The following is a 19249-nucleotide window of genomic DNA, read 5'->3' as shown; positions in this document are numbered from 1 at the left end:
TCCAATTGCGATAGGCACTCCATTATATACGATATCTGCAGTTTTTTCTATTTCCTCAGTAATCATAATCAATATGGGGAAAGATACCAGACGATCCCTACCTGACAAAACCGAAGCACTTGGATTAATTCTATGTAGTATAATAATCATCGCGCTAGCTGTTCAAGCCATTAATAATCCAATTAGTGTGCGTGGAGTAGGACAAATCGTCGGCATTAGCATGGTCTATCTTCTGGTTATCTGGTGGTTGTATGCCAAACCAGTCTCTGGCTTGACTGTCTCTGATTTATGGCTTGGGATAGGCTTATTCTTTATTTCATCTTGTATTATAATAGCAGTCCTTCTTGTTAACTCGCCAATTAAACAAGACTCCATGTTTAGTTTTGTTATAATTTCAATAATTATTTTATTATGGGCATTTGTTCTTGTCTTTCGTTCAGCGGTTAGAAAATATTCGGAAAGAAGATGAATTATATGTAATTAATAAATATAAAAATTCGTCTTAAAGAATCCGTTCTAAATGGCTATTTTGATGGAGTCACACGATGCGGAAGTGAAAAACAACCATCGGCGGACTACAAGAGTCCGTATAGACTCAGTCGCGGCCGTGCCGGGTCAGACACTTCGGCAGGCCGATCAGTTCGACCGGCTCCGAGTTATCGGGCGAGTAGACGACCATCTGTCCCTTCTCCATGTAGGGCACCTTGGATTCGAGGTTGCTCGGAATGTTCACGCTCTTGATCGCGTCCTCGTCGCCCAGGTTCAGGACGATGGTCGTGTTGATCTGCTTGAAGACCGCGTCGTGGATGTCCTGGGGGTCCTGCGTGATGAGAAAGAGTCCGAGTCGCTCCTTACGCCCCTGTTTGGCGGCCTCGGTGAACTTTTTGATGACCTTCCCCGCCTGCACCGAATCCGCGTCGGTGAGGAAGTTGTGCGCCTCGTCCATCCCGAGCACGAGCGGCGTCTCCTTGATCCGGTCGTAGGTCGGGTCGTTCGAGAGCTTCTGGTCGATCAGCAGCGACGAGAGCGCCAGCACGATCGTCTCCGTCGCCCGCGTATCGTTGATGTGGTAGGTCGGCACCACGGTCAACCCGCCGGGGCGGACGAACTCGTGCACCAGTTCGGTGATCGGCCGCGCGTCCTGGTCGAAGATATGCCCGAAGCCGAGCACGCGCCGCCGAACCGCGTCGAAGGTCGCCTCGTGGACTCGCCCCGACTCGTCTAGCTCCTCGCGCAGCGCAGGATCGTCGAGAAAGCGCGTGAACTCGTCGTAGGTCGCGTCGGCCCCGTACTGCTCCCGAAAACGCTGCAAGAGCACGCTGACCAGCGCTCCGTACTGGTTGTCGTTCAACCCGCTGCCCGCGACCAGCCACGGGTTCTCGTGAACCATCGAAAACGGGATCGTGAACTCGACTTGCTCCGCGCGGTGGTGGCCCGCCGCGTACGATGACGAGCCCACCTTGGGGATGAACGCCGTCGTATCATCTCCCCCGCCGTAGGCGACCCCCTCCCGCTCGAGTCGGCGGGCGAACTCGTCGTCCAAGTCGGGGTTGTCGTCGTGCATCTGCGCGTACTCGTCCTGCGGGTCGAACTGGACGACGGCGGGACCGACCTTGCGGCCGTCTGCCATCGGATACCGCCGCTCGTCGGCGAGGTACTGCCGGAGGACGTTCTTCGCGCCGTGGGTCTTCCCCGACCCGGTGCCGCCGGCGACGAGCGTGTGTCGGAAGACGAGTGGGTCGCCGGCCTCGTAATCGTCTTTCAGCCGGTAATCGATCGTCGGCGGCGAGGCGGCGGTTCGAACCTTCTCGCCGCCGACCGAGAGGTGGCCGAGGAAGACGCCGTCGTCGGGCATCTTGAGTCCGGTCTTGATCGCCTCGGTGTCGTCTGCCTCCCGGATCACCGTCTGGGGTTTGGGGACGCGGTCGGTCATCCGGCGCTTGAGTTCGCCATCATCATCGTAGAGGATGGCCACCGGTTCGAGGTTCGCGACGAACTTGTAATCGGCCTCCTCGATGTCGTCCGTGCGCATCGCCCGCCGCGCGTGGATCTCCGTCGCGTCGTCGGCGTGGTACTGCTGGGCGTACTCCAGGCCCGTAATGCGACAGAACAGCGTCTCGCCGGTCGACGCTCCGCGGCCGCCGTCCGGATACGGGGCGAGCAGGTAGCTCCCGATGCGGATCGACGATCGGTTGCCGCGAGTGATATAGGCCCGGAGCGTCGTATCGTCGCTATCCTCGGCGATTCGCAGTCCCTGGGAGACACAGATCGCTCCGATGCCGACATCCTCGCCGCGCGGTTCGACGGCAGTCGACTCGAAGGAGTCCTCAGCAGTCTCGGTTCCGGCCTCCGCGTCGCCCGCAGACTCGCTCGCACGCGCTCGGTCTGCCCCCGCTATGTCGGCCGTACCGCCGTCCGACACCCCGGAATCGCCGTCGCCATCGGCGCTGAACTCGCCGAAATCTCCCAGATCGGTCATACTCATCCCATCTGACCGGTTCCTAAAACGCGTTTCCCTCCTCGGGTGACTGTCAGTCCGACCGCACGGTTCGAACAGCGAGAACGACGAGTCCAAATGCGATGACGAAGCCGACGCCGAGTTCAGGGACGGAATTCGAGAGCGCATCGAGCGGACCGGTGGTCGTGTCCGCATCCGAATTCTCGTCCACAGTCGTCGCGTTGGCATCCGCCGACAGCGAATCCACGTCCGGATGATCGAACGACTCGAGTTCAGTCTCGCCGCCGTCGATCACGACGGTCGCCGACTCGCCGACGACCGGCATGGGCCAGTCGGTCGCGAGTTCGACCTCGCTCTCGCCGAACGCGATCGCGGTTTCGCCGGGCGGGGCGTCCGGCGCGACCGAGACGGTCAGCGTCGCGATCCGCGCCATTCCCGTCGCGCCGCCGGCAACCGGGTCGCGCCACTGCGTCGAAAGTGCCGTCCCCTGCTCATGAGCGAGCGTCTGGGTCGCATACACGTCGGTCTCCTCGTCCTGTTCGAGCCACGGCCCGCGTTCGACGTCGGTGATCTCGAGATACTCGGGATGGTACTGCGCGGCGAGGGTAACGCTGGAAGCGCCGCTGCCGTCGTGGCTCCCCTCGCCGTAGAGGACGACGTCGACGGTGAACTCGTCGCCGGGTTGGGCCGTAATCGTCGCGGGGTCAGACGAGATGATCGCGACGCGGTCGCCGGCAGCGACGGATCCAATCCCGCCGAGCGTCAGTGCGCCGACCAGCACAACGACGAATATGGCGGTTCCCAGTCGTCGTGCGTGTCGGCCTGGAGGGGTCACGGACATGCGTCTCGTCGGCACCGTTCGTGGGCCATTCGTATATGATTCTCGGGAGCGGTCGAATCAGGGGAAGCGAACGCGGTAATCGGAAACCAGTCTATAGAAACGACTCCATCTCCGTCGACTGCGAAACTTGGCTTGCTCGTCGATCGTACGCGATCGCGTCGATGTCGGCGAGCGCGGGCAGATGGTTGTGGTGCAGTTCGATCGTCGCCTCGCACCGCTCCGTGGGACCGACCTCCATCTGCGTCGCAAGCACCGTCGCGAGTTCATCGACCGAAACCGGTTCGTCCTGCGTCTCGATGAACTCGAGTAGGCGGAGTCGGACGGGGTGGACGAGCCGGTCGAGTAAGGTGGCACCGGCGTCGGCGTCGGTCTCGAGGAGCAGGGAGAGGATTGCGGGGGAAAGGGGCGGTTCGTCGATGAGTGAGACGGTGAGTGCTGTCGGCTCGGTATCGGTGTCGGTGTCGGTATCAGCGTCAGTGTCGCTTGTAGCGGTAGTGGCGGGCTCCCTGTCGAGTTCGACCAGTCCGTGATCAGCGAGTCGCGGCAGGTGAGCGTGAACGAGGCTGAGACGAACCTCGTGGCGGGCCTGGCCGTCCGAGACAGATGTGTCTTCCCGTTGTAAGAGTTCCGTCGTCAGCTCGGACAGCGAGAGGAAGTGTTCGTCCATGAGAACAGAGAGAACACGGAGACGACGAGGGTGTCGAAGTACGTCGTAGCGTTCGATAGGAACGGTCACTACCGGATTCCGATCCCCTATATCTCCGAGATGAACATCCGAACCCATTACCGAACACAACTGCCAGAGCGGGGATAAGGCCGTTTCCAAAACGATTTGGTCTCGATATCTGATGGTATTCGGCAGATGGGCTCGTTCTCCGACCAGATAGTTGAGAGTCGGACAAAGAACGGCTGAATAGAGAGGAGTGACTTTCAAGAATGGTTGATTGTGGATTTGGGAAGAACGTATTAATAGCGTACTGAGATTACCGGTAGCGCCGTAGTATCGTGTTATGGGGTGTGGATAGCCGGTCCCGGTCCAGTTGCGAATCAAGTTTTTTGGTTCTCGGATCGTGCACGATATTTTTGCGGCTACGGAACATAGTTGGACGTATGCTCATGGTATGCGGGTGTGCAGGAGACACCGAACTTACCGGGACGCTGTACGAACGCGGCGAGCGCGCTCCGTCCTTCGAGGGCGCGCCGAACGAGGACGCTGCATACGTTTGGGTCTGCGACGAGTTCTACGAGGTTGATAGCGGCGGAACCAGCCAACAGGTCGACGGCAGAGAGGTCCACCTTGCGTTCGAGTCGCCGATGCCGCGTGGCTTCGATACGCGGGATCAGGCGGTCGAGAACGCCCGCGAGCACGTCCGAACGCAGTTCGCCAGGATCGGTGTCGATCCGTCGACGGTCGAATTCAACATCGAGAAAGTAGAGTTGGATACGGACCTGTAGCACGGCTTCCGCCGACGGGATCGTAGGTTCAGGCGTTCGGGGGGCAAAGCCCACGGCGGCGGGCGAAACGCAGCCGATCATAGGACACATAACAATTGAGGCAGTGTCAGTAGCCGCTCAGTATTCTTCGTCCCAGCGGTGATCGTCGTACGTCCGCTTGCGGGACGTGTCGAACTGCGTCTCGAGCGTCTCTCGAAGCGATTGCTTCTCCGGCGCGCTGATCCGCGCGAGTTCGTCCGCCTTCTCGACGATGGTCGGGGGACCGCGGGCGATCGCCACGTCCTGCAGGAGTTGCATCGTCAACTGCTCGCGGGTGTCCGGATCGCGCGTGAAGGCGTAGGGGGCTTCGATCCGAAAGAGGAGATCCTCGCGCGGGTCGTAGACGACGAAGAACGTGACCTCGTACTGCTCGCGGTCGAGACGGCGCTCGACGCCGAGCGCGTCGCCCTCGGCCGAGAGGGGCCGGTCGACGCCGCCCCGCGAGCGAAACCAGTTCGTGTAGGTGAGCGCGTCGGTATCTCGCTCCCAGCGCGTGCCCTCGACATCCTCGACGAACTCGCCGCGCTCGAGCAGTTGGGTGAACAGCGCGGTGTCGTCGGCCCAGGGGACGCTCACGTCGACATCGCGTTTACCTTTCAGCGTCCGTGTGACGACCCGTGTGGCGGGGTTCTTGACGAATCCGACGAGGGGAACGCCACGGTCGACGAACGACTCGACCAGTCGCACGTAGTTCTCGAGGACCGTGGTCGGCCGCGGGTCCTCGAGCAGGAAGTCGGCCAGATCGGGGTGCTGGTCGGCCCAGCGGAGCAGCCCGCGCGGATAGAGCGGGCCGTCTAAGACGAGCAGGTCAGACACGTCCTCGGCGTGTGCCAGCGCGTGCTTGCTCTCGGCGAGGTAGAGCGCGAGCGCGTGGACGACGCCCTCCGCAAAGCGGGGCAGCGGGGGGATCTTCACGGCCCGACTGCGGCTGTAGCCTGCGTCGAACTTGCCCCACTCCTCGTCGACGGTCATCGTCTCGTCGTTCGAGTGGACTGTCATCACCGTCGTCCGCGAACGGTGGAGATCGAGTTCACTCGGCGTCGTGCTCATGGCCGCCTGGGCGATGTCGATGACGAGCCCGTTCTTGAACGTCGTCGGGTTGATCGTCCCCGCGTCGAGGCCGTACCGGGTCGGAAACTCCCGCTCTCGCAGGGCGACAGCCTCGCAGTCGACCAGCCGCCGGGACCGCTCGTCGACCGGCTCGAGGATCGTCCGCCCGTCGTCGCGCAGAGGGTCGAGGAACGACTCCCAGACGGTCTCGGCGAACTCGCGGCGGTCGCGTTCGTCGGCACCGTGATCGATCCGCCTCGCGAGTTGCGCGATGCCGTCGAAGTGGACCGGATCGAGTGTCATGCCAGTTGGCTCCCGCCGAACTCGCAAAAAGCCAGTGGTCGATGGCGGTGGGCAGGGACCGATGCGCGTGGAAGGTCAAAACAAATGACGATCAGGGGGTTAACTCGTGAGTGGGTAAATTATCATCAGAAAAATTATATGAGAGGGTCGCATGGCTGTCAGTGTCCCGATGTCCAACCGAGGTATGGAGACCGACGAGCGCGATGAACACACGGTCAACTGGCGACAGACAAACGGCGAGGTGACGCTCTACGAACCCGACAATCCTGACGCCTGGATTCGGGCAACATTCGAAGCCGGCGTCGCCCCGGAACATCGACTCTATATGGTCTGTCCCGAGTGCGGCGCGACCCTCGCACAGCGATGCACGCCTGGCAATGGGACGATCTGTGGCGATTGCGGGACGGCGTTCGATCACGAGTCAGAGGCATAACCCCATATATTCTCAGATTCTTATATTTTCGGCAGTAGTGGCATGTCGCCGACAGCGACAGCTAGTTACGCCAGGCCGGATATCGCCCTGACATGGACGCCGCGTTGATCGTACTCGACGGCTGGGGACTCGGCACTGACGACGGACGAGACGCTGTCGCCGCGGCCGACACCCCCAACTTCGATCGGTTCGCAGAGCACGGTGCCACCGGTGAACTCGAGGTCTCGGGCCGGCGGGTCGGCCTGCCGGACGGCCAGATGGGAAACAGCGAGGTCGGTCACCTGAACATCGGTGCCGGCCGCGTCGTCTACCAGGAGTACACCCGAATCGCCGACTCCATCGCGGACGGTTCCTTCCGGGAGAACGACGCGATCAACACCGCATTCGAGAACGCGCGGGGCAACGACGGTCGCGTTCACTTCGTCGGCCTCGTCAGCGACGGTGGCGTCCACTCTGACCAGGATCACCTGCACGCGCTCATCGAACTCGCCGCGGATCGCGAGGTCGAGGCCGTCACGCACGCGATCACCGACGGACGAGACACCTCGCCGACCGGCGGCCGAGAGTACCTGGAAACGCTCGAGGACGTCGTCGAGGAGCACGGCACGGGCCATGTCGCGACGGTCTCGGGTCGGTACTACGCGATGGACCGCGACCAGAACTGGGAGCGGACGAAACGAGCGTACGACGCGATCGTCGAGCGCGAGGCCGACCACGAGGCTGCCTCGGCGGTCGCAGCGGTCGAGGAATCCTACGACCGCGGCGACACCGACGAGTTCGTCGAGCCGACGCTGATCGAGAGCGAGGCGCTACGCGCCTCGGAGAGCGAACGGCGACGCCGCGAGCAGGGCGGGCCGGCGCTCGAGGACGGCGATGCGGTCGTCTGGTTTAACTTCCGCTCGGACCGCGCTCGTCAGTTGACGCGCATGCTGGCCGACATCCGTCCGGAAGACTGGTCCGACGAGTTCAGCATCAGTCCGCCGGACGCCGAGGTCGTGATGATGACCCAGTACGACAAGACGTTCGACCTGCCGGTGGCGTACCCGCCGAACCAGCCCGAGAACGTGCTGGGAGAGGTGCTCGCCGACGAGGGGCGGACGCAGCTTCGGATCGCCGAATCGGAGAAGTACGCCCACGTCACCTACTTCTTGAACGGCGGCCGCGAGGTCGAGTTCGACGGCGAGATACGCGAGATTATCGAGAGCCCGGACGTGCCGACCTACGACCTGCAACCGGAGATGAGCGCGCCCGCGGTGACGGACACCGCGATCGACGTGATAGAGAGCGACGATCCGAACGTGCTCGTGCTCAACTACGCCAACCCGGACATGGTCGGTCATACCGGCGACTACGAGGCCGCGATCGAGGCCGTCGAAACCGTCGACGCACAACTCGGGCGACTCGTCGCCGAACTCGAGGCGGCCGGGTCGAACGTCCTCATCACCGCGGACCACGGCAACGCGGATGACATGGGAACCCCGGAGAATCCGCACACGGCACACACGTACAACGACGTGCCGCTGGTCTACCTGGCACCCGACGGCACCGACGGCGGGCGAACGGTCCGCGAGGGCGGCACGCTCGCCGACATCGCGCCGACGATGCTCGAACTGCTCGGCATCGACCAGCCGCCGGAGATGACCGGCGAGTCGCTGCTGGAGTAGCCGACTCGCCATCTCGAGCGATGCGGCCCTGTTGAACTCGGGTGGAGATAGATTCAGTACGCTCTGCGCTCAATACAGGTGATCCACACAACACAGGGTATCGAATTTTGTCAAAATAATCCCATCATCAATAGCCTTCAATATTGACATCTACTGAATCGGAGACGCTTTTCTCATCAGTAATCCTGATAAGGAGAGTATGTGTAATAAGGTCGTCATGATCGGGGATTAGTGGCTTATCTATAGAAATAGCAACCCGAAGGCCATCGCCAATGCGTTCAATCGAATCCAATTCGAGATCGTCTTCTGATCGCATTCCATTTTGAACAACAAGAAGATATTATTCATCAAAATCAGTTCCTTCGGTAAAATGAGACAATTGTTCAATATTTCTAAATTCGCTGGCAGTGGTTTCTTCGTCTGTTATGAGCGTGTGTGACTTTTCTCTTGGCCCAAATACATCACGCGCATCGAAAATATTCCCTTCGTAGTATAGCGTATCTACAGTCATACCACTGGAGATTAACGGAGATCGAGACCTGTTCCATGCATACCCCATTCCAAGACCGAGACCACCGACAGCAAGGAATTTCCGTCGCTCCATAGTCAAATATTTGATGTGAGTCTCTATATGTCTTCGGGAAGCTCAAACACCGATTTGATCAATCCGCATACCCACTTATCGGATGGTTCACCGCAGAAGTGGATAGAATAAACTCCGGGAGAAGGCATCTATGACGCCCTTCTACCCTCGCGTGTTTCCGGAGCGATTCCTCGCGGTGAGTGTCGTCTGTTGGGAACTGTTACAGCACGTAATCGCCAGCGGAAGGCGGGATCGTTTCACGATCGAAGTCCCTGGTTTCCGGGGTAAATGGCGTGCATAACTACAACCGATATCGACGTGTTCCGTTGGCATGGATCTCGATAGACACGCCGCTGAACGCCGCCGGTTCGCGCGATTGCTCGGCACTGATGGTGATCCCGGTTCCGGGCTGCCGATCGGCGCTGGTTCGCGTCGGCATCCTGGGCGCACGTCCGAGTCTCCCTCCAGTCTGGGGTCCGATCCCAAGTCGAATTCGGATTTGGATCCGGATGCAACCACCCATCACGCGGCTTCGACCCCAGCACGGGAAGCGCCGACATCCGGAACGAAACAAGAGGACTAACAGCCGTTCACCGCGGGTATTCGCCACGCTAACTGCTTTTCGACTCCCATCCGATCGTCCACTGCTCTCTACCACCTCGCGCGTTCGATCACAAACTGAACTCGGAGTGTGGGGTATGGCGTGTAAGTCTACGCCCCGAGTTCGGGAAGCACCGAGTTCAACGCGGTCGCGACTTCTTCGAAGTCCTTGAGCGTGAGCCCGTCGGTGGTGATGATGACGCCGTCGCTGTCGGTCGTCACGCGGAGCAAGAATCCGTTGTCGAAGACGCGGATGGTATAGTTGTACTCGCCGAGTTCGGAGCGTTCGTAGGCGGTTTGGACGGTTTTGAAGCCGCGCCACTCGTGACCGATGAACGTCGAGAGGTCGGCGTCGCGTTCGAGGTCGTCGCGGAGGTAGAGCTGTTCGTAGTCGTCGCGGGTGAAGTAGGTGACAGAGCGGAGACTATCGCCGATGGCGGTTCGACAGGTTGTAATGATTTTGTCCGTGGCTCCCGGGGTCAGAAGGCTTGTGGCCATAGTGGGTCGTTGGACGCGGAGCCCTTAATCTCTCGTCTCTTGTACCTCGGTCCCTATCTCGTTGCTCGTCTCTCAGCCCCTGATGGTTCAGATCTGTTCGATCGCCCGGTCGAGATCGGCGATGATGTCGTCGACGTCCTCGATTCCGACCGAGAGCCGGACGAGGTCGTCCGTGGTGCCGCTCGCCAGTTTCTCATCCTCGGTGAGTTGCTGGTGGGTCGTGCTCGCGGGGTGGATGATGAGCGTCTTCGCGTCGCCGACGTTCGCGAGCAGGCTGGCGAGTTCAACCTCGTTGCAGACGGTTTCGGCGGCGTCGTACCCGCCCTCGAGACCGAAGGTGATCATGCCGCCGTAGCCGACGGTGGACGTCCCGTCCGCCGAGGATCGGCTCGCTTCGCTCGTCTCACCGCCATCGAGGTACTTCCGGGCGTTCTCGTGGGTTTCGTGGCTCTCCAAGCCGGGATAGTTGACCCACGAGATTGCCGGGTGGTCCGCGAGGTACTCGGCGACGGCCATCGCGTTCTCGCTGTGTTTTTCCATCCGTAGCGGCAGCGATTCGAGTTTCTGCAGCGTTACCCAGGCGTCGAACGGCGACTGTTGATTGCCCAGGTCGCGCAGGCCGCGCGTGCGGGCGGCGAGGGCGAAGGCTTGCTCGCCGAAGGTCTCGTAGAAATTGATCCCGTGATAGGCCGGGTTCGGCTCCGTTAGCTCGGGATAGTCGCCCTCCTCCCAGGGGAACGAGCCGCCGTCGACGAGCACGCCGCCGACGGTCGAGCCGGCCCCGTGGAGCCACTTGGTCGTCGAGTTCCAGACGAGATCGGCACCGTGATCGAGGGGTCGACACAGGTACGGCGTCGCGAAGGTGTTGTCGACGAACAGCGGCACGTCGCGCTCGTGGGCAATGTCGGCGACGCGCTCGATGTCGGGCGTGACGAGCGCGGGGTTGCCGATCGTTTCCAGGTGGACGAAGGCGGTGTCGTCGTCGATTGCGTCCGCGTAGGCCTCGTAGTCGAGCGTGTCGACGAATTTCGTTTCGATACCGCGCTTTGCGACGGTGTGGGTAAGGTACGTGTACGTGCCGCCGTACAGCGAGGATGCCGACACGATGTTGTCGCCCACATCCGCGAGAATGAACGTCGCGAGATCGAACGCGGCCATTCCCGACGCGGTGGCGAGCGCGCCGACGCCGCCCTCGAGTTCGGCGATGCGCTCCTCTAACATCGCGTTCGTCGGGTTCATGATCCGCGAGTAGATGTTGCCGAACTCCTCCAAGCCGAACAGGGCGGCGGCGTGATCCGTGTTGTCGAACTCGTAGGAGGTCGTCTGGTACAGCGGCGGTGCGCGCGCCCCCGTCGTCGGATCGGCCGTTTGTCCGGCGTGGATGCTGTTCGTGGCGAACCGGTGGTCAGTGGGGTCGTCTCCCATGCCACCACGGTTCAGGGCCGAAGCGCGTAAAGCCACTAGATGGCGTCAATCCCGGCGAGCGGCCGTCCCGACTGCGATCGCCGCCACAACTGCGACGAGCGCGAGTGTCCCCGTAAAGCCGGGCAGCGACTCGGCGGGGGTGTCGGTGAGGAGGCCGCTGTCGGTTCCACTCCCGTCGGATTCCGCGTCGCCGTCAGCGGATCGGTTGTGTCCTGCCTCGGTCCCACCATCACCGACGGTCACGGTTCCCGCCTCGACCGCGGGTTCGACAGGGCTCCCACCGTCGGCGTCGACCTGCATCGCCGCGACCTGCAGGTCGGTCGTTCCCGCCTCAACGCCGTCGACCTCGATCCGCGCCAGCGTGACGTTCGTCGCACCGGCCGCGATCTCGTCGTCCAGATCCGCGGCTTCCACGGCGAGCGACTGGCCGTCCGCGCTGACGATAGGATCGGTCGTCAGCCCGAACCGCTCGGGATAGCTGGCGTTTGCGACCCTCGCTGCACCCTCCGAACTGAACTCGAGTTCGAGTTTGTAGCCCGCGAGTCCATCCGGCGCGTCGGTCAGCGCGATGCGGTGCGTGCCGGTGTCGCCGGGAGCGATCGTCCCGTTGGAGACGACGAGTTCGGGTTCGTCTGCGGCGACGGAGGCTGAAGTCGATGCTTCCGCGGTGGCGATTCCGGACGAGGCGACGCCAGCGGTCGAGCCGGCACCGCTGACCGGGGCGACGACGCCGAGTCCGAGGACGATCCCGATCGCGAGGGCGGCGACGACCGCGCGGGAGAGTCGGCGCGACCAGTCTGCGTCCGCGATTCGGCTCCGACTTTGAGTCCGCGACTGATCTCGCGTCTCGGAAATCGGCTCGCTATCGTGGCGATACATCGACTTACAGCTCGTCGTAGAGGGCGACGGTGTCGTCGTAGTCGATCTGGCCGTTCTCGTTGAAGTCGAACGCGTCCTCGTTCAACTGGACCGCGTCGTCGTCGATGTTCTCGAACAGCACGACCACGTCGTCGTAGTCGACCCGGCCGTTGCCGTTGACGTCCTCGAACTTGCCGTCGCCGTCAGGGTCGGTCGGCGAACCGCCGCCCGGGACACCACCGATCGGCGGCGGGCCGGTGACGACGACGCCCGGTCGGCGCTGCGGTTCGACCGGCATCCCCGAATCGTCGTCCAGATCGTGGACTTCGACCGTTGCGTCCGTCGCTCCCGCGCCGACGCCCTCGAGTTCGATCGTCGCCAGCGTCGTCTCCGTCGTCCCCGGCTCGATCTCGTTCTCGATGTCCGCGAACCTGAACTCGACCGCGGAGCCGTCCTCGCTGATCTCCGGCGCTGCGGTGAGTTCGAACCCGTCGCCGTAGGTGGCGTCCGTAATCGACGCGACACCGGTGTGATCGAGTGTCACGGTGACGCGACCGCCTGCGATGCCGTTCGGCAGCGACGACAGCGTCAGGTCGATCTCGCCGGTCGCCTCCTGGCTGACCGCCAGCGAGTCGACGCGGATCACCGCCGGGGGTTCGTACACCCACATGGCGTCGTTGGGGTAAGAACGACCGAAGCTTCCCTTGTCTTCACAGAGCAGCACCCGCCCGTCGTCCATCACCATGACGTTGTCGACGTTGATGAGCGAGGCGTCCTGCAGCGACTCCGAATCGCTCGCGTTCGGGCCGACGACGACCGGTTCGAGCCGCGAGACGTTGTACTCCGACTCGAGTTCGGCGCGGTAGACGACGCCGGTGTCGACCTCGTCAAACCGCAGCTCTCCCTCGTCGTCGGTCATGGAGCCGCCGAGTGAGGAGATGCCGAAGTAGATGAAATCGCCGGGTGCGGCCTCGTCGTGCGAGTCGATCCCCTCGGCCTTGTTGAACTCGATGCTGGCACCGATCTCCTTGGCGGCCGCGCGGGTTTCGAGGAAGGGGACGCGACGGAGGTCTTCGTCGACGCCGTCGGGACCGTCCGCTTCGTACTGGGCGGCCCACTCGACGATTTCCTCGTCAGTGATGTAATCCTGGTTGCCGTTGATGGCGACTTCCTCGTCGGCCTCGGCGAGCGCCGTCTCGAGGTCTTCCTCCCAGTCGGTCTCGGCGTGGGTTTCGAGGTAGTCGACCTGCGTCACGCCGTCGTACTCGGCGATCCAGGACTCGACCTCGGCGTTGCTGGCGGTGCCGAGTTCGAGCCACTCGACGGCGAGGTCGGTTTCGCCGACCGTGCCCTCGCCGATCTCGCTCGCCTTGATCGCGTACAGCGTGCCGCGGACGTCCATCGGGTCGTCGTACGCCGGAATCGGCTCGTCGGCCACGAACTTGTAGATCCCCTTCGCGCCGCCGTCGGAAGCGAGGTAGACGGTGCGCTCGTCGGGCAGTACTTCGGGGCACTCCCAGGCGGACCGACCGAAGACGTGGTGTTTGACGGGCGTCGGTTCGTCGGCGGTCGGCTCGGTAATCTCGACGATCTTCCCGTAGCGGTAGCGGTTGGGGAACACCTCGTCCTCGATGGGCTGGGGCGTGTTCTCGCCGTCGGCGATGTCGACCGGCTCGGCGCCGAGGTGGTAGGCGATCTTCTCGGTCCCCCTGTTGTTGCTCAGCCCCATCGGGTACCAGCTGTCCGCGCCGAAGATCTCCTCGAGCGAGTTCTCGACGTCCAGGATGTTCGGTCGGTTCCAGAACTCGCTTCCCCCGCGCAGGCCGACGCCGCTTCCCTGCTCGACGATGTCGCCGACCGTCGCGAGACCGTTAATCCGCGCGTGACCGTACTCCTCCTCGGCCGACAGTGGCGTCTCCCACGGGCTGAGATCGCCGTAGCAGTTGATCTTCGTGCCGCCGATCGCGCGGAACGCGTCGGTGTTTTCGAGTTCCATCGCGTTCTCGAGGTCGGCTTGCCAGTAGCCGTCCGCGTCGCGGTACAGCGGCGTCCGCGAAATCGCCCCCGGTCGCGTCTCGTTGTTGGTAAAGAGGTAGCCCTCCGTCCCGTCGTCGTTCGCCGCGACGAAGAAGTTCATGTCGGCCTGCTCGCCGATGCCCTCGTAATTCTCCTCGACGATGTCGCCGAGGTCCTCGCCGGCCGGCGTCTGCGGGTGGCCGAAGCGCTCGGTCCCGCCGTTGATCTCGTCTCCCGCCTGAACGAGGAGCCGATACTGGCCGGCGGCGGACTGCACTTCGGCCTGTTCCGCGTTGGTCCGCGGCGCGTCCAGCTCGTCGAACTCGTCGCTCGTCCCGTCGAACGTGAACTGGAAATCGTCGACGACGCCGACGCCGCCGCGGTCGAACGGCGCAGGGTTGTCCTCGCTCGGATGCTGGAGACTGTAGAGCAACTCGCCCGTCTCGAAGACGAACGGACCCGTAACCTCCGCTCCCTGTGCTGTCGTCGAGAATCGCTTGATGTTCCCGTTGACGTACGGTGCCGTCTTCGTGTCGTGTTCGTCCTCCCCCTCGGCCGCGTGGGCCGTCCCGAGTAATCCCGCCCCGAGCGCCGCCGCCGTCGACGATGCCATCAGCGTCCGCCTGGTGTATTCGACCATGCACTCGGTTCAGGAAGCGAGAATGACGTGAAATTTTATAATAGGTGACTAGTGCATTATATCCTGATCCGGACCGGCACCGAGGGCTCTGTCTCCTATTGCACCATATATAGCTTCTGGCCGATTTGTGTAGCTACACTCGGTCTCCTCGAACGAGCACACACTGTCACGGTTTCGGTCACCGATACGCGTCGATCCAGACGCGCACAGCGCCTGCACCCGGGCTACGCACTGTCCCGGATGGAAACTGAATCGCTGATTCGCCAGTAAAAACGACCGCGTTCGAGTTCCAAAGCGAACGGAACTCACAGCCGGCCTACTCAACGTCTCGGTCTGCGACCTGCGTGCGGATCTCCGTCGCCCGGTCGCGGACCCACGAGAGATACCGCTCGATTTCGGTCGGCGTCGCGCCGTAGAAGGAGGCGACCCAGTTAACGTCGGCCCAGGGGAGCGTCACGAGGTAGGTCGCGAGAGTATCCTTTCCGGCCTGCACGACCTCCGGCGGGACGCCGCGCTCGCCGGTTCCCTCCTCGACGAAACCGTTCACATCGAAGTAGACGTCGGCGTAGCGGCGCGCGTCTTCCGGACTGTCGAAAACGATTTCGGTATGTTCGGGGGCCTCGAAGCGATAGCGCTCGCCGGCATCGGTCGTGACGATCCGAACGCCAAGCACGTACTCCTCGACGACGGCCTCGGTCTCGGGTGCAGTATCGGACGTTGCCATGACGGTCTCTCTACCCCCACCCGGACCCGAAATAGTATTAAACGTTGATATGATATCTATTGTGCACTCGGGAGCACTTCGTACTGAGACCATCAAGCACCGTCTTTTAGGATGGCCGCGTCCCACGGTGGGACGATCACAGCGACGATGAACGTCCTGCTCGTCCTCGGTCACCCCCGGACCGACAGCCTGTGCGGGTCGCTGGCCGCCGCATACCGCGACGGGGCGCTCGAGGCCGGCGTCGACGTTCGCGAACTCGCCGTCGCTGAACTCGCGTTCGATCCGGACGTCCACGAGGTCTCTCCCAGCGACCAGCGACTGGAACCCGACCTCCGCGAGGCCCAGGAGTCGATCCGCTGGGCGGACCACCTCGTCTTCGTCTACCCGAACTGGTGGGGGACGATGCCGGCGCGGCTCAAGGGCTTCTTCGACCGCGTCTTCACGCCCGGCTTCGCGTTCGTCGAATACGACGAGGGGGAGGGCGCGGGCCACGAAGGGCTACTGGACGACACGACCGCCGAATTGCTCGTCACGATGGACATGCCCCCGTGGGTCTACCGCTGGATCTACCGCCAGCCGGGAACCAACGCCGTCAAACGCGCGACGCTCGGCTACGCCGGCATCCGCACCACTCGAATCACGAACCTGGGTCCGGTCGAAGCGTCCACACTAGACGAACGCGAGGCGTGGCTCGAAAAAGCAACCCGACTGGGACGGACCCTCGCCGACGGCCCCGACTCCCGCTCGACGCGCGTTCGCCGCCGGACAACGGCGTGGCTGAAAGCCCTTCGACTGCAGTTCTACCCGATGGCGTGGGCGGCGTACACGATCGGCGCACTGGCGGCAGCGGGTTCGAGCGACGCCGTCTCGTCGCTCCCGTACTGGCTCGGCTTCACCTTCCTGTTCTTTCTCGAGGCGGCGACGGTGCTTTCCAACGAGTTCATCGACTATCCATCCGACCGCGAAAATACGTTCGCCGGCCCCTTCACCGGCGGTTCGGGGGTGCTCGTCGACGGTGAACTCGACTTCGCGGCGCTGCGCCGCGGAATCGGAGTCGCGCTCCTGTTCGCCGTCGGTGCCGGCGGGGCCGCCCTCGCCGTCAGCTCCGGCTCGACCCTCCTCACAGCGGCCGTCATGATCGCCCTCGGCGCGCTGGCGCTCGGCTACACGCTTCCGCCCCTCGAGTTCTCCTACCGAACGCTCGGTGAACTCGACGTGGCCATCACCCACAGCACCGGCGTCTTGCTGTGCGGGTACGTCGTCCAGGGCGGTGCAGCGGCCGATCCGCTGCCGTGGCTGCTTTCGATCCCGTTTCTGCTGGCCGTGCTCCCGTCGATCACGCTGGCGGGCGTTCCAGACCGCGCCGCCGACCGGAGCGCCGACAAAGAGACGATCGCCGTCCGCTTCGGGATCGACGGTGCTGCGACCGTCGCGGCGGCGACTGCGCTGCTTGCCAGCCTGACGGGGGTCGTCTGGGCGGCAGTCGGGATCGGCGGCGGCCTCTATGGGCCGCTGGTCGCCCTCAGCGTGCCCCACGCGCTCGCACTTGTCTGGCTCCTTCGAACTCGATTGGGGAACCGGACGACCCCCGCACGCATCGACGGGCTGATGGTTGCGTCGCTGAGCTTTCTGGTCTGGTTCGCCATCGTGCCGCTGCTCAATCTCATCTGATATCGGTCAGTTCCGGTTGTCTCTGTTGACGGACTATTTTCAGAGTTTTTTATCGTGAAATATCCGCTTACTACATGTGCGTATTGACCAGTAAGCGTTCTATCAGGCATGAATGAGGTTTGTAGGTCGAACTGAATACAGGGCGCGTATCTTCCAGAACAGGAAATTTCGATCGGGCTATTGAATTGGCCGATACAGGGAGATACTCGTTATCCACTTACGGACTTCACTAATCAAACCAGTTGGTAATCTCCCTACACGAGTGGGCTCGAATCGTCACCGAACCCATTCCCATATCTCTCAACGACTTCCGTAACGGTGACCTCATACGCATCGTACCACTCTGTCCACCGCTGTTTCGCGCGTTTGTGGTCCGCATCCGCTCCAAACAACTCGAGTGCGTCCAACGACTTCCAATAGTAGATGACAAGAACCTCCTCACTATCCGGTGCATGCCACGTCTGCTTGCCCAGATATCCTTCTGTGTCCTCAGCAGCCGCTTGTATCGCGTCATTCAACTCATGAAACTCCGTATCGTACTCACCCGGAGCGAGGCGGAACGTTACCAAATACATCAGGACGATTCACTTGTCCATGCGAACAAGACGCTTTCCCTCGGAGCATACAACGGGTAGCAACCAACGACTCGCTGACCCACGTCCAAATCGGGTTTGGGGTTCTGGCCACCCTCGCCGGGAACTTCACACCTATCCTTCGCAACTGAGAACATTCCTGTGAACACCCCTCTAAATCGGGTCTAAGTGGGTGCCGTGGAGAGTATCTGATGACACGACACAATAGCCAATCCGACAGGAATCGATTCGCAACCATCGCAGTCGGCGCAGCTGAAACCGAGACGCACCCTCATAGAGATGGAACGAACGACATCGTCCCGCCGATCCATCTTTCGACTACGTTCGAGTGGGCTAGCGGGGAGGACGCCAATGAACACGACTATTCGCGCGAGAGCAATCCGACGCGGGCGGCCCTTGAAGAGCAGTTAGTCCGCCTCGAAGGCGGCGAGCATGGATTGGCGTTCGCCTCCGGAATGGCCGCCACATCGACGACGATGCTGTCGCTGGTCCCCCCAGGAGGCCACGTCGTCTCCTCGGACACCATCTATAGCGGAACCGAAAAACTGCTCACGGAACACATGGCCGAACATCTCGGCGTTGACATCGACTTTGTTGACGCCCGTGACCCCGACAACGTCGCCGATGCAGTCAATGCCGACACTGACTTGATCTGGGCAGAAACACCGTCGAACCCCTTGATGAGGTTGTGCGATATCCAAACGATAGCCGACATCGCCGATGACCACGATGCCCTGTTCGGCGTGGACAGTACCTTTGCGAGTCCGTACTGCCAAGCCCCACTCGAACTGGGTGCCGACATCGCTGTCCACAGCACTACCAAGTATCTCAACGGGCACTCCGACTCGATCGGTGGTGCCGTTATCACCGACGATGAGGGAGTTTACGAGCAATTGGCGTTCGCGCAGCGAGTTGGGCTTGGGAATATGCTTTCGCCGTTCGACTGCTACCTCGTTGCGCGAGGCATCAAGACGCTGCCCGCTCGGATGGAACATCACGAGCAGAATGCGATGGCAGTTGCCCGGTTCCTCGAAAGCCACGATCGGGTCGCTCGTGTCCACTATCCGGGTCTTGAGAGCCACCCGCAACACGATCTTGCGAGCGAGCAGATGTCGGGGTACAGCGGGATGCTGTCCTTCGAGTTCGATGGTACGCTCATCGAACTTGAGGCGTTCGTCGAGGGACTTGAGGTATTCACGCCGGGAGCCAGTCTCGGTGGGGTCGAGAGCCTTGTTGAGGTCCCGTCACTAATGATCCCTGATGAGTTCAGTCGGAGTGAGGAGTCAGCGGAGATTCCCGAGACGTTGGTCCGGGTATCCGTTGGCCTTGAAGACGCCGATGACCTCTGCGAGGACCTCCGGACGGCGCTCCCGTAGCGCACGTTCCCCGTTCCTCCCG

General features: G+C 62.2%; 18 protein-coding genes. 7 read left to right on the top strand and 11 right to left on the bottom strand.

Annotation, left to right across the window (positions count from 1 at the left end; genetic code table 11):
- The first annotated feature begins 73 nt into the window (after nucleotides 1-73).
- Nucleotides 74-469 carry a hypothetical protein gene (locus C484_RS23060; RefSeq protein ID WP_152422709.1) on the top strand — a complete coding sequence of 132 codons (396 nt, stop codon included), beginning with the start codon at nucleotides 74-76 and terminating at the stop codon, nucleotides 467-469.
- Between the two features lie 126 nt (nucleotides 470-595).
- Here the strand turns inward: C484_RS23060 and C484_RS12805 are convergent, their stop codons facing one another.
- From C484_RS12805 to C484_RS12795, 3 genes are all read right to left on the bottom strand, one after another.
- Entirely contained in the window at nucleotides 596-2479 is a 1884-nt protein-coding gene (locus tag C484_RS12805; protein ID WP_006826343.1) for an ATP-binding protein, read from the bottom strand.
- Between the two features lie 52 nt (nucleotides 2480-2531).
- Nucleotides 2532-3299: a hypothetical protein gene (locus tag C484_RS12800; RefSeq protein WP_394295311.1), complete on the bottom strand. Its 768-nt coding sequence runs from the start codon at nucleotides 3297-3299 to the stop codon at nucleotides 2532-2534.
- A gap of 91 nt (nucleotides 3300-3390) precedes the next feature.
- On the bottom strand, nucleotides 3391-4083 hold the full coding sequence (locus C484_RS12795) for a DUF7344 domain-containing protein (protein ID WP_049915426.1): 693 nt from the start codon (nucleotides 4081-4083) through the stop codon (nucleotides 3391-3393).
- 326 nt (nucleotides 4084-4409) lie between these two features.
- On the opposite strand from C484_RS12795, the gene C484_RS12790 reads away from it, so the two are divergent.
- On the top strand, nucleotides 4410-4754 hold the full coding sequence (locus C484_RS12790; protein ID WP_006826340.1) for a DUF7113 family protein: 345 nt from the start codon (nucleotides 4410-4412) through the stop codon (nucleotides 4752-4754).
- A 117-nt stretch (nucleotides 4755-4871) separates the two neighbouring features.
- Here C484_RS12790 and C484_RS12785 read toward each other — a convergent pair whose 3' ends face one another.
- Nucleotides 4872-6146, bottom strand: coding sequence for a DNA double-strand break repair nuclease NurA (locus C484_RS12785; RefSeq protein ID WP_006826339.1), 1275 nt, complete (start codon nucleotides 6144-6146; stop codon nucleotides 4872-4874).
- 169 nt (nucleotides 6147-6315) lie between these two features.
- Here C484_RS12785 and C484_RS12780 point away from each other — a divergent pair, with 169 nt between their 5' ends.
- Nucleotides 6316-6579: a hypothetical protein gene (locus C484_RS12780; protein ID WP_239640981.1), complete on the top strand. Its 264-nt coding sequence runs from the start codon at nucleotides 6316-6318 to the stop codon at nucleotides 6577-6579.
- Between the two features lie 92 nt (nucleotides 6580-6671).
- Complete coding sequence (gpmI, locus tag C484_RS12775) at nucleotides 6672-8243, top strand: 2,3-bisphosphoglycerate-independent phosphoglycerate mutase (protein ID WP_006826337.1); 1572 nt, start codon at nucleotides 6672-6674, stop codon at nucleotides 8241-8243.
- 340 nt (nucleotides 8244-8583) lie between these two features.
- Here the strand turns inward: gpmI and C484_RS24365 are convergent, their stop codons facing one another.
- Complete coding sequence (locus C484_RS24365) at nucleotides 8584-8847, bottom strand: hypothetical protein (protein ID WP_239640980.1); 264 nt, start codon at nucleotides 8845-8847, stop codon at nucleotides 8584-8586.
- A gap of 310 nt (nucleotides 8848-9157) precedes the next feature.
- Between C484_RS24365 and C484_RS22365 the strand changes: the two genes are divergently transcribed.
- Nucleotides 9158-9409 (top strand): hypothetical protein, encoded by a 252-nt coding sequence (locus C484_RS22365; protein ID WP_083867339.1) that lies wholly within the window; start codon nucleotides 9158-9160, stop codon nucleotides 9407-9409.
- A gap of 128 nt (nucleotides 9410-9537) precedes the next feature.
- Here C484_RS22365 and C484_RS12770 read toward each other — a convergent pair whose 3' ends face one another.
- The 5 genes from C484_RS12770 to C484_RS12750 form a co-directional block, all read right to left on the bottom strand.
- Nucleotides 9538-9924 (bottom strand): DUF7522 family protein, encoded by a 387-nt coding sequence (locus C484_RS12770; protein ID WP_006664901.1) that lies wholly within the window; start codon nucleotides 9922-9924, stop codon nucleotides 9538-9540.
- An 87-nt stretch (nucleotides 9925-10011) separates the two neighbouring features.
- Nucleotides 10012-11349: an O-acetylhomoserine aminocarboxypropyltransferase/cysteine synthase family protein gene (locus C484_RS12765; RefSeq protein WP_006826335.1), complete on the bottom strand. Its 1338-nt coding sequence runs from the start codon at nucleotides 11347-11349 to the stop codon at nucleotides 10012-10014.
- A 45-nt stretch (nucleotides 11350-11394) separates the two neighbouring features.
- Complete coding sequence (locus tag C484_RS12760) at nucleotides 11395-12228, bottom strand: hypothetical protein (protein WP_006826334.1); 834 nt, start codon at nucleotides 12226-12228, stop codon at nucleotides 11395-11397.
- A 4-nt stretch (nucleotides 12229-12232) separates the two neighbouring features.
- Nucleotides 12233-14863: an alkaline phosphatase PhoX gene (locus tag C484_RS12755; protein WP_006826333.1), complete on the bottom strand. Its 2631-nt coding sequence runs from the start codon at nucleotides 14861-14863 to the stop codon at nucleotides 12233-12235.
- Nucleotides 14864-15179: 316 nt separating this feature from the next.
- Nucleotides 15180-15587 (bottom strand): hypothetical protein, encoded by a 408-nt coding sequence (locus C484_RS12750; RefSeq protein ID WP_006826332.1) that lies wholly within the window; start codon nucleotides 15585-15587, stop codon nucleotides 15180-15182.
- 147 nt (nucleotides 15588-15734) lie between these two features.
- Here C484_RS12750 and C484_RS12745 point away from each other — a divergent pair, with 147 nt between their 5' ends.
- A complete protein-coding gene (locus tag C484_RS12745; RefSeq protein WP_049915445.1) occupies nucleotides 15735-17258 on the top strand; it encodes an NAD(P)H-dependent oxidoreductase in 1524 nt (507 codons plus the stop codon).
- A 254-nt stretch (nucleotides 17259-17512) separates the two neighbouring features.
- Here C484_RS12745 and C484_RS12740 read toward each other — a convergent pair whose 3' ends face one another.
- On the bottom strand, nucleotides 17513-17833 hold the full coding sequence (locus C484_RS12740) for an antibiotic biosynthesis monooxygenase family protein (protein WP_006826330.1): 321 nt from the start codon (nucleotides 17831-17833) through the stop codon (nucleotides 17513-17515).
- A 209-nt stretch (nucleotides 17834-18042) separates the two neighbouring features.
- On the opposite strand from C484_RS12740, the gene C484_RS12735 reads away from it, so the two are divergent.
- Nucleotides 18043-19227, top strand: coding sequence for a trans-sulfuration enzyme family protein (locus C484_RS12735; protein WP_006826329.1), 1185 nt, complete (start codon nucleotides 18043-18045; stop codon nucleotides 19225-19227).
- Nucleotides 19228-19249 lie beyond the last annotated feature (22 nt).

This window comes from Natrialba taiwanensis DSM 12281, assembly GCF_000337595.1.
GTDB classification, from domain to species: domain Archaea; phylum Halobacteriota; class Halobacteria; order Halobacteriales; family Natrialbaceae; genus Natrialba; species Natrialba taiwanensis.
The sequence above is the reverse complement of the archived record's forward strand: the minus strand, read 5'-3'. Positions and strand labels throughout refer to the sequence as shown.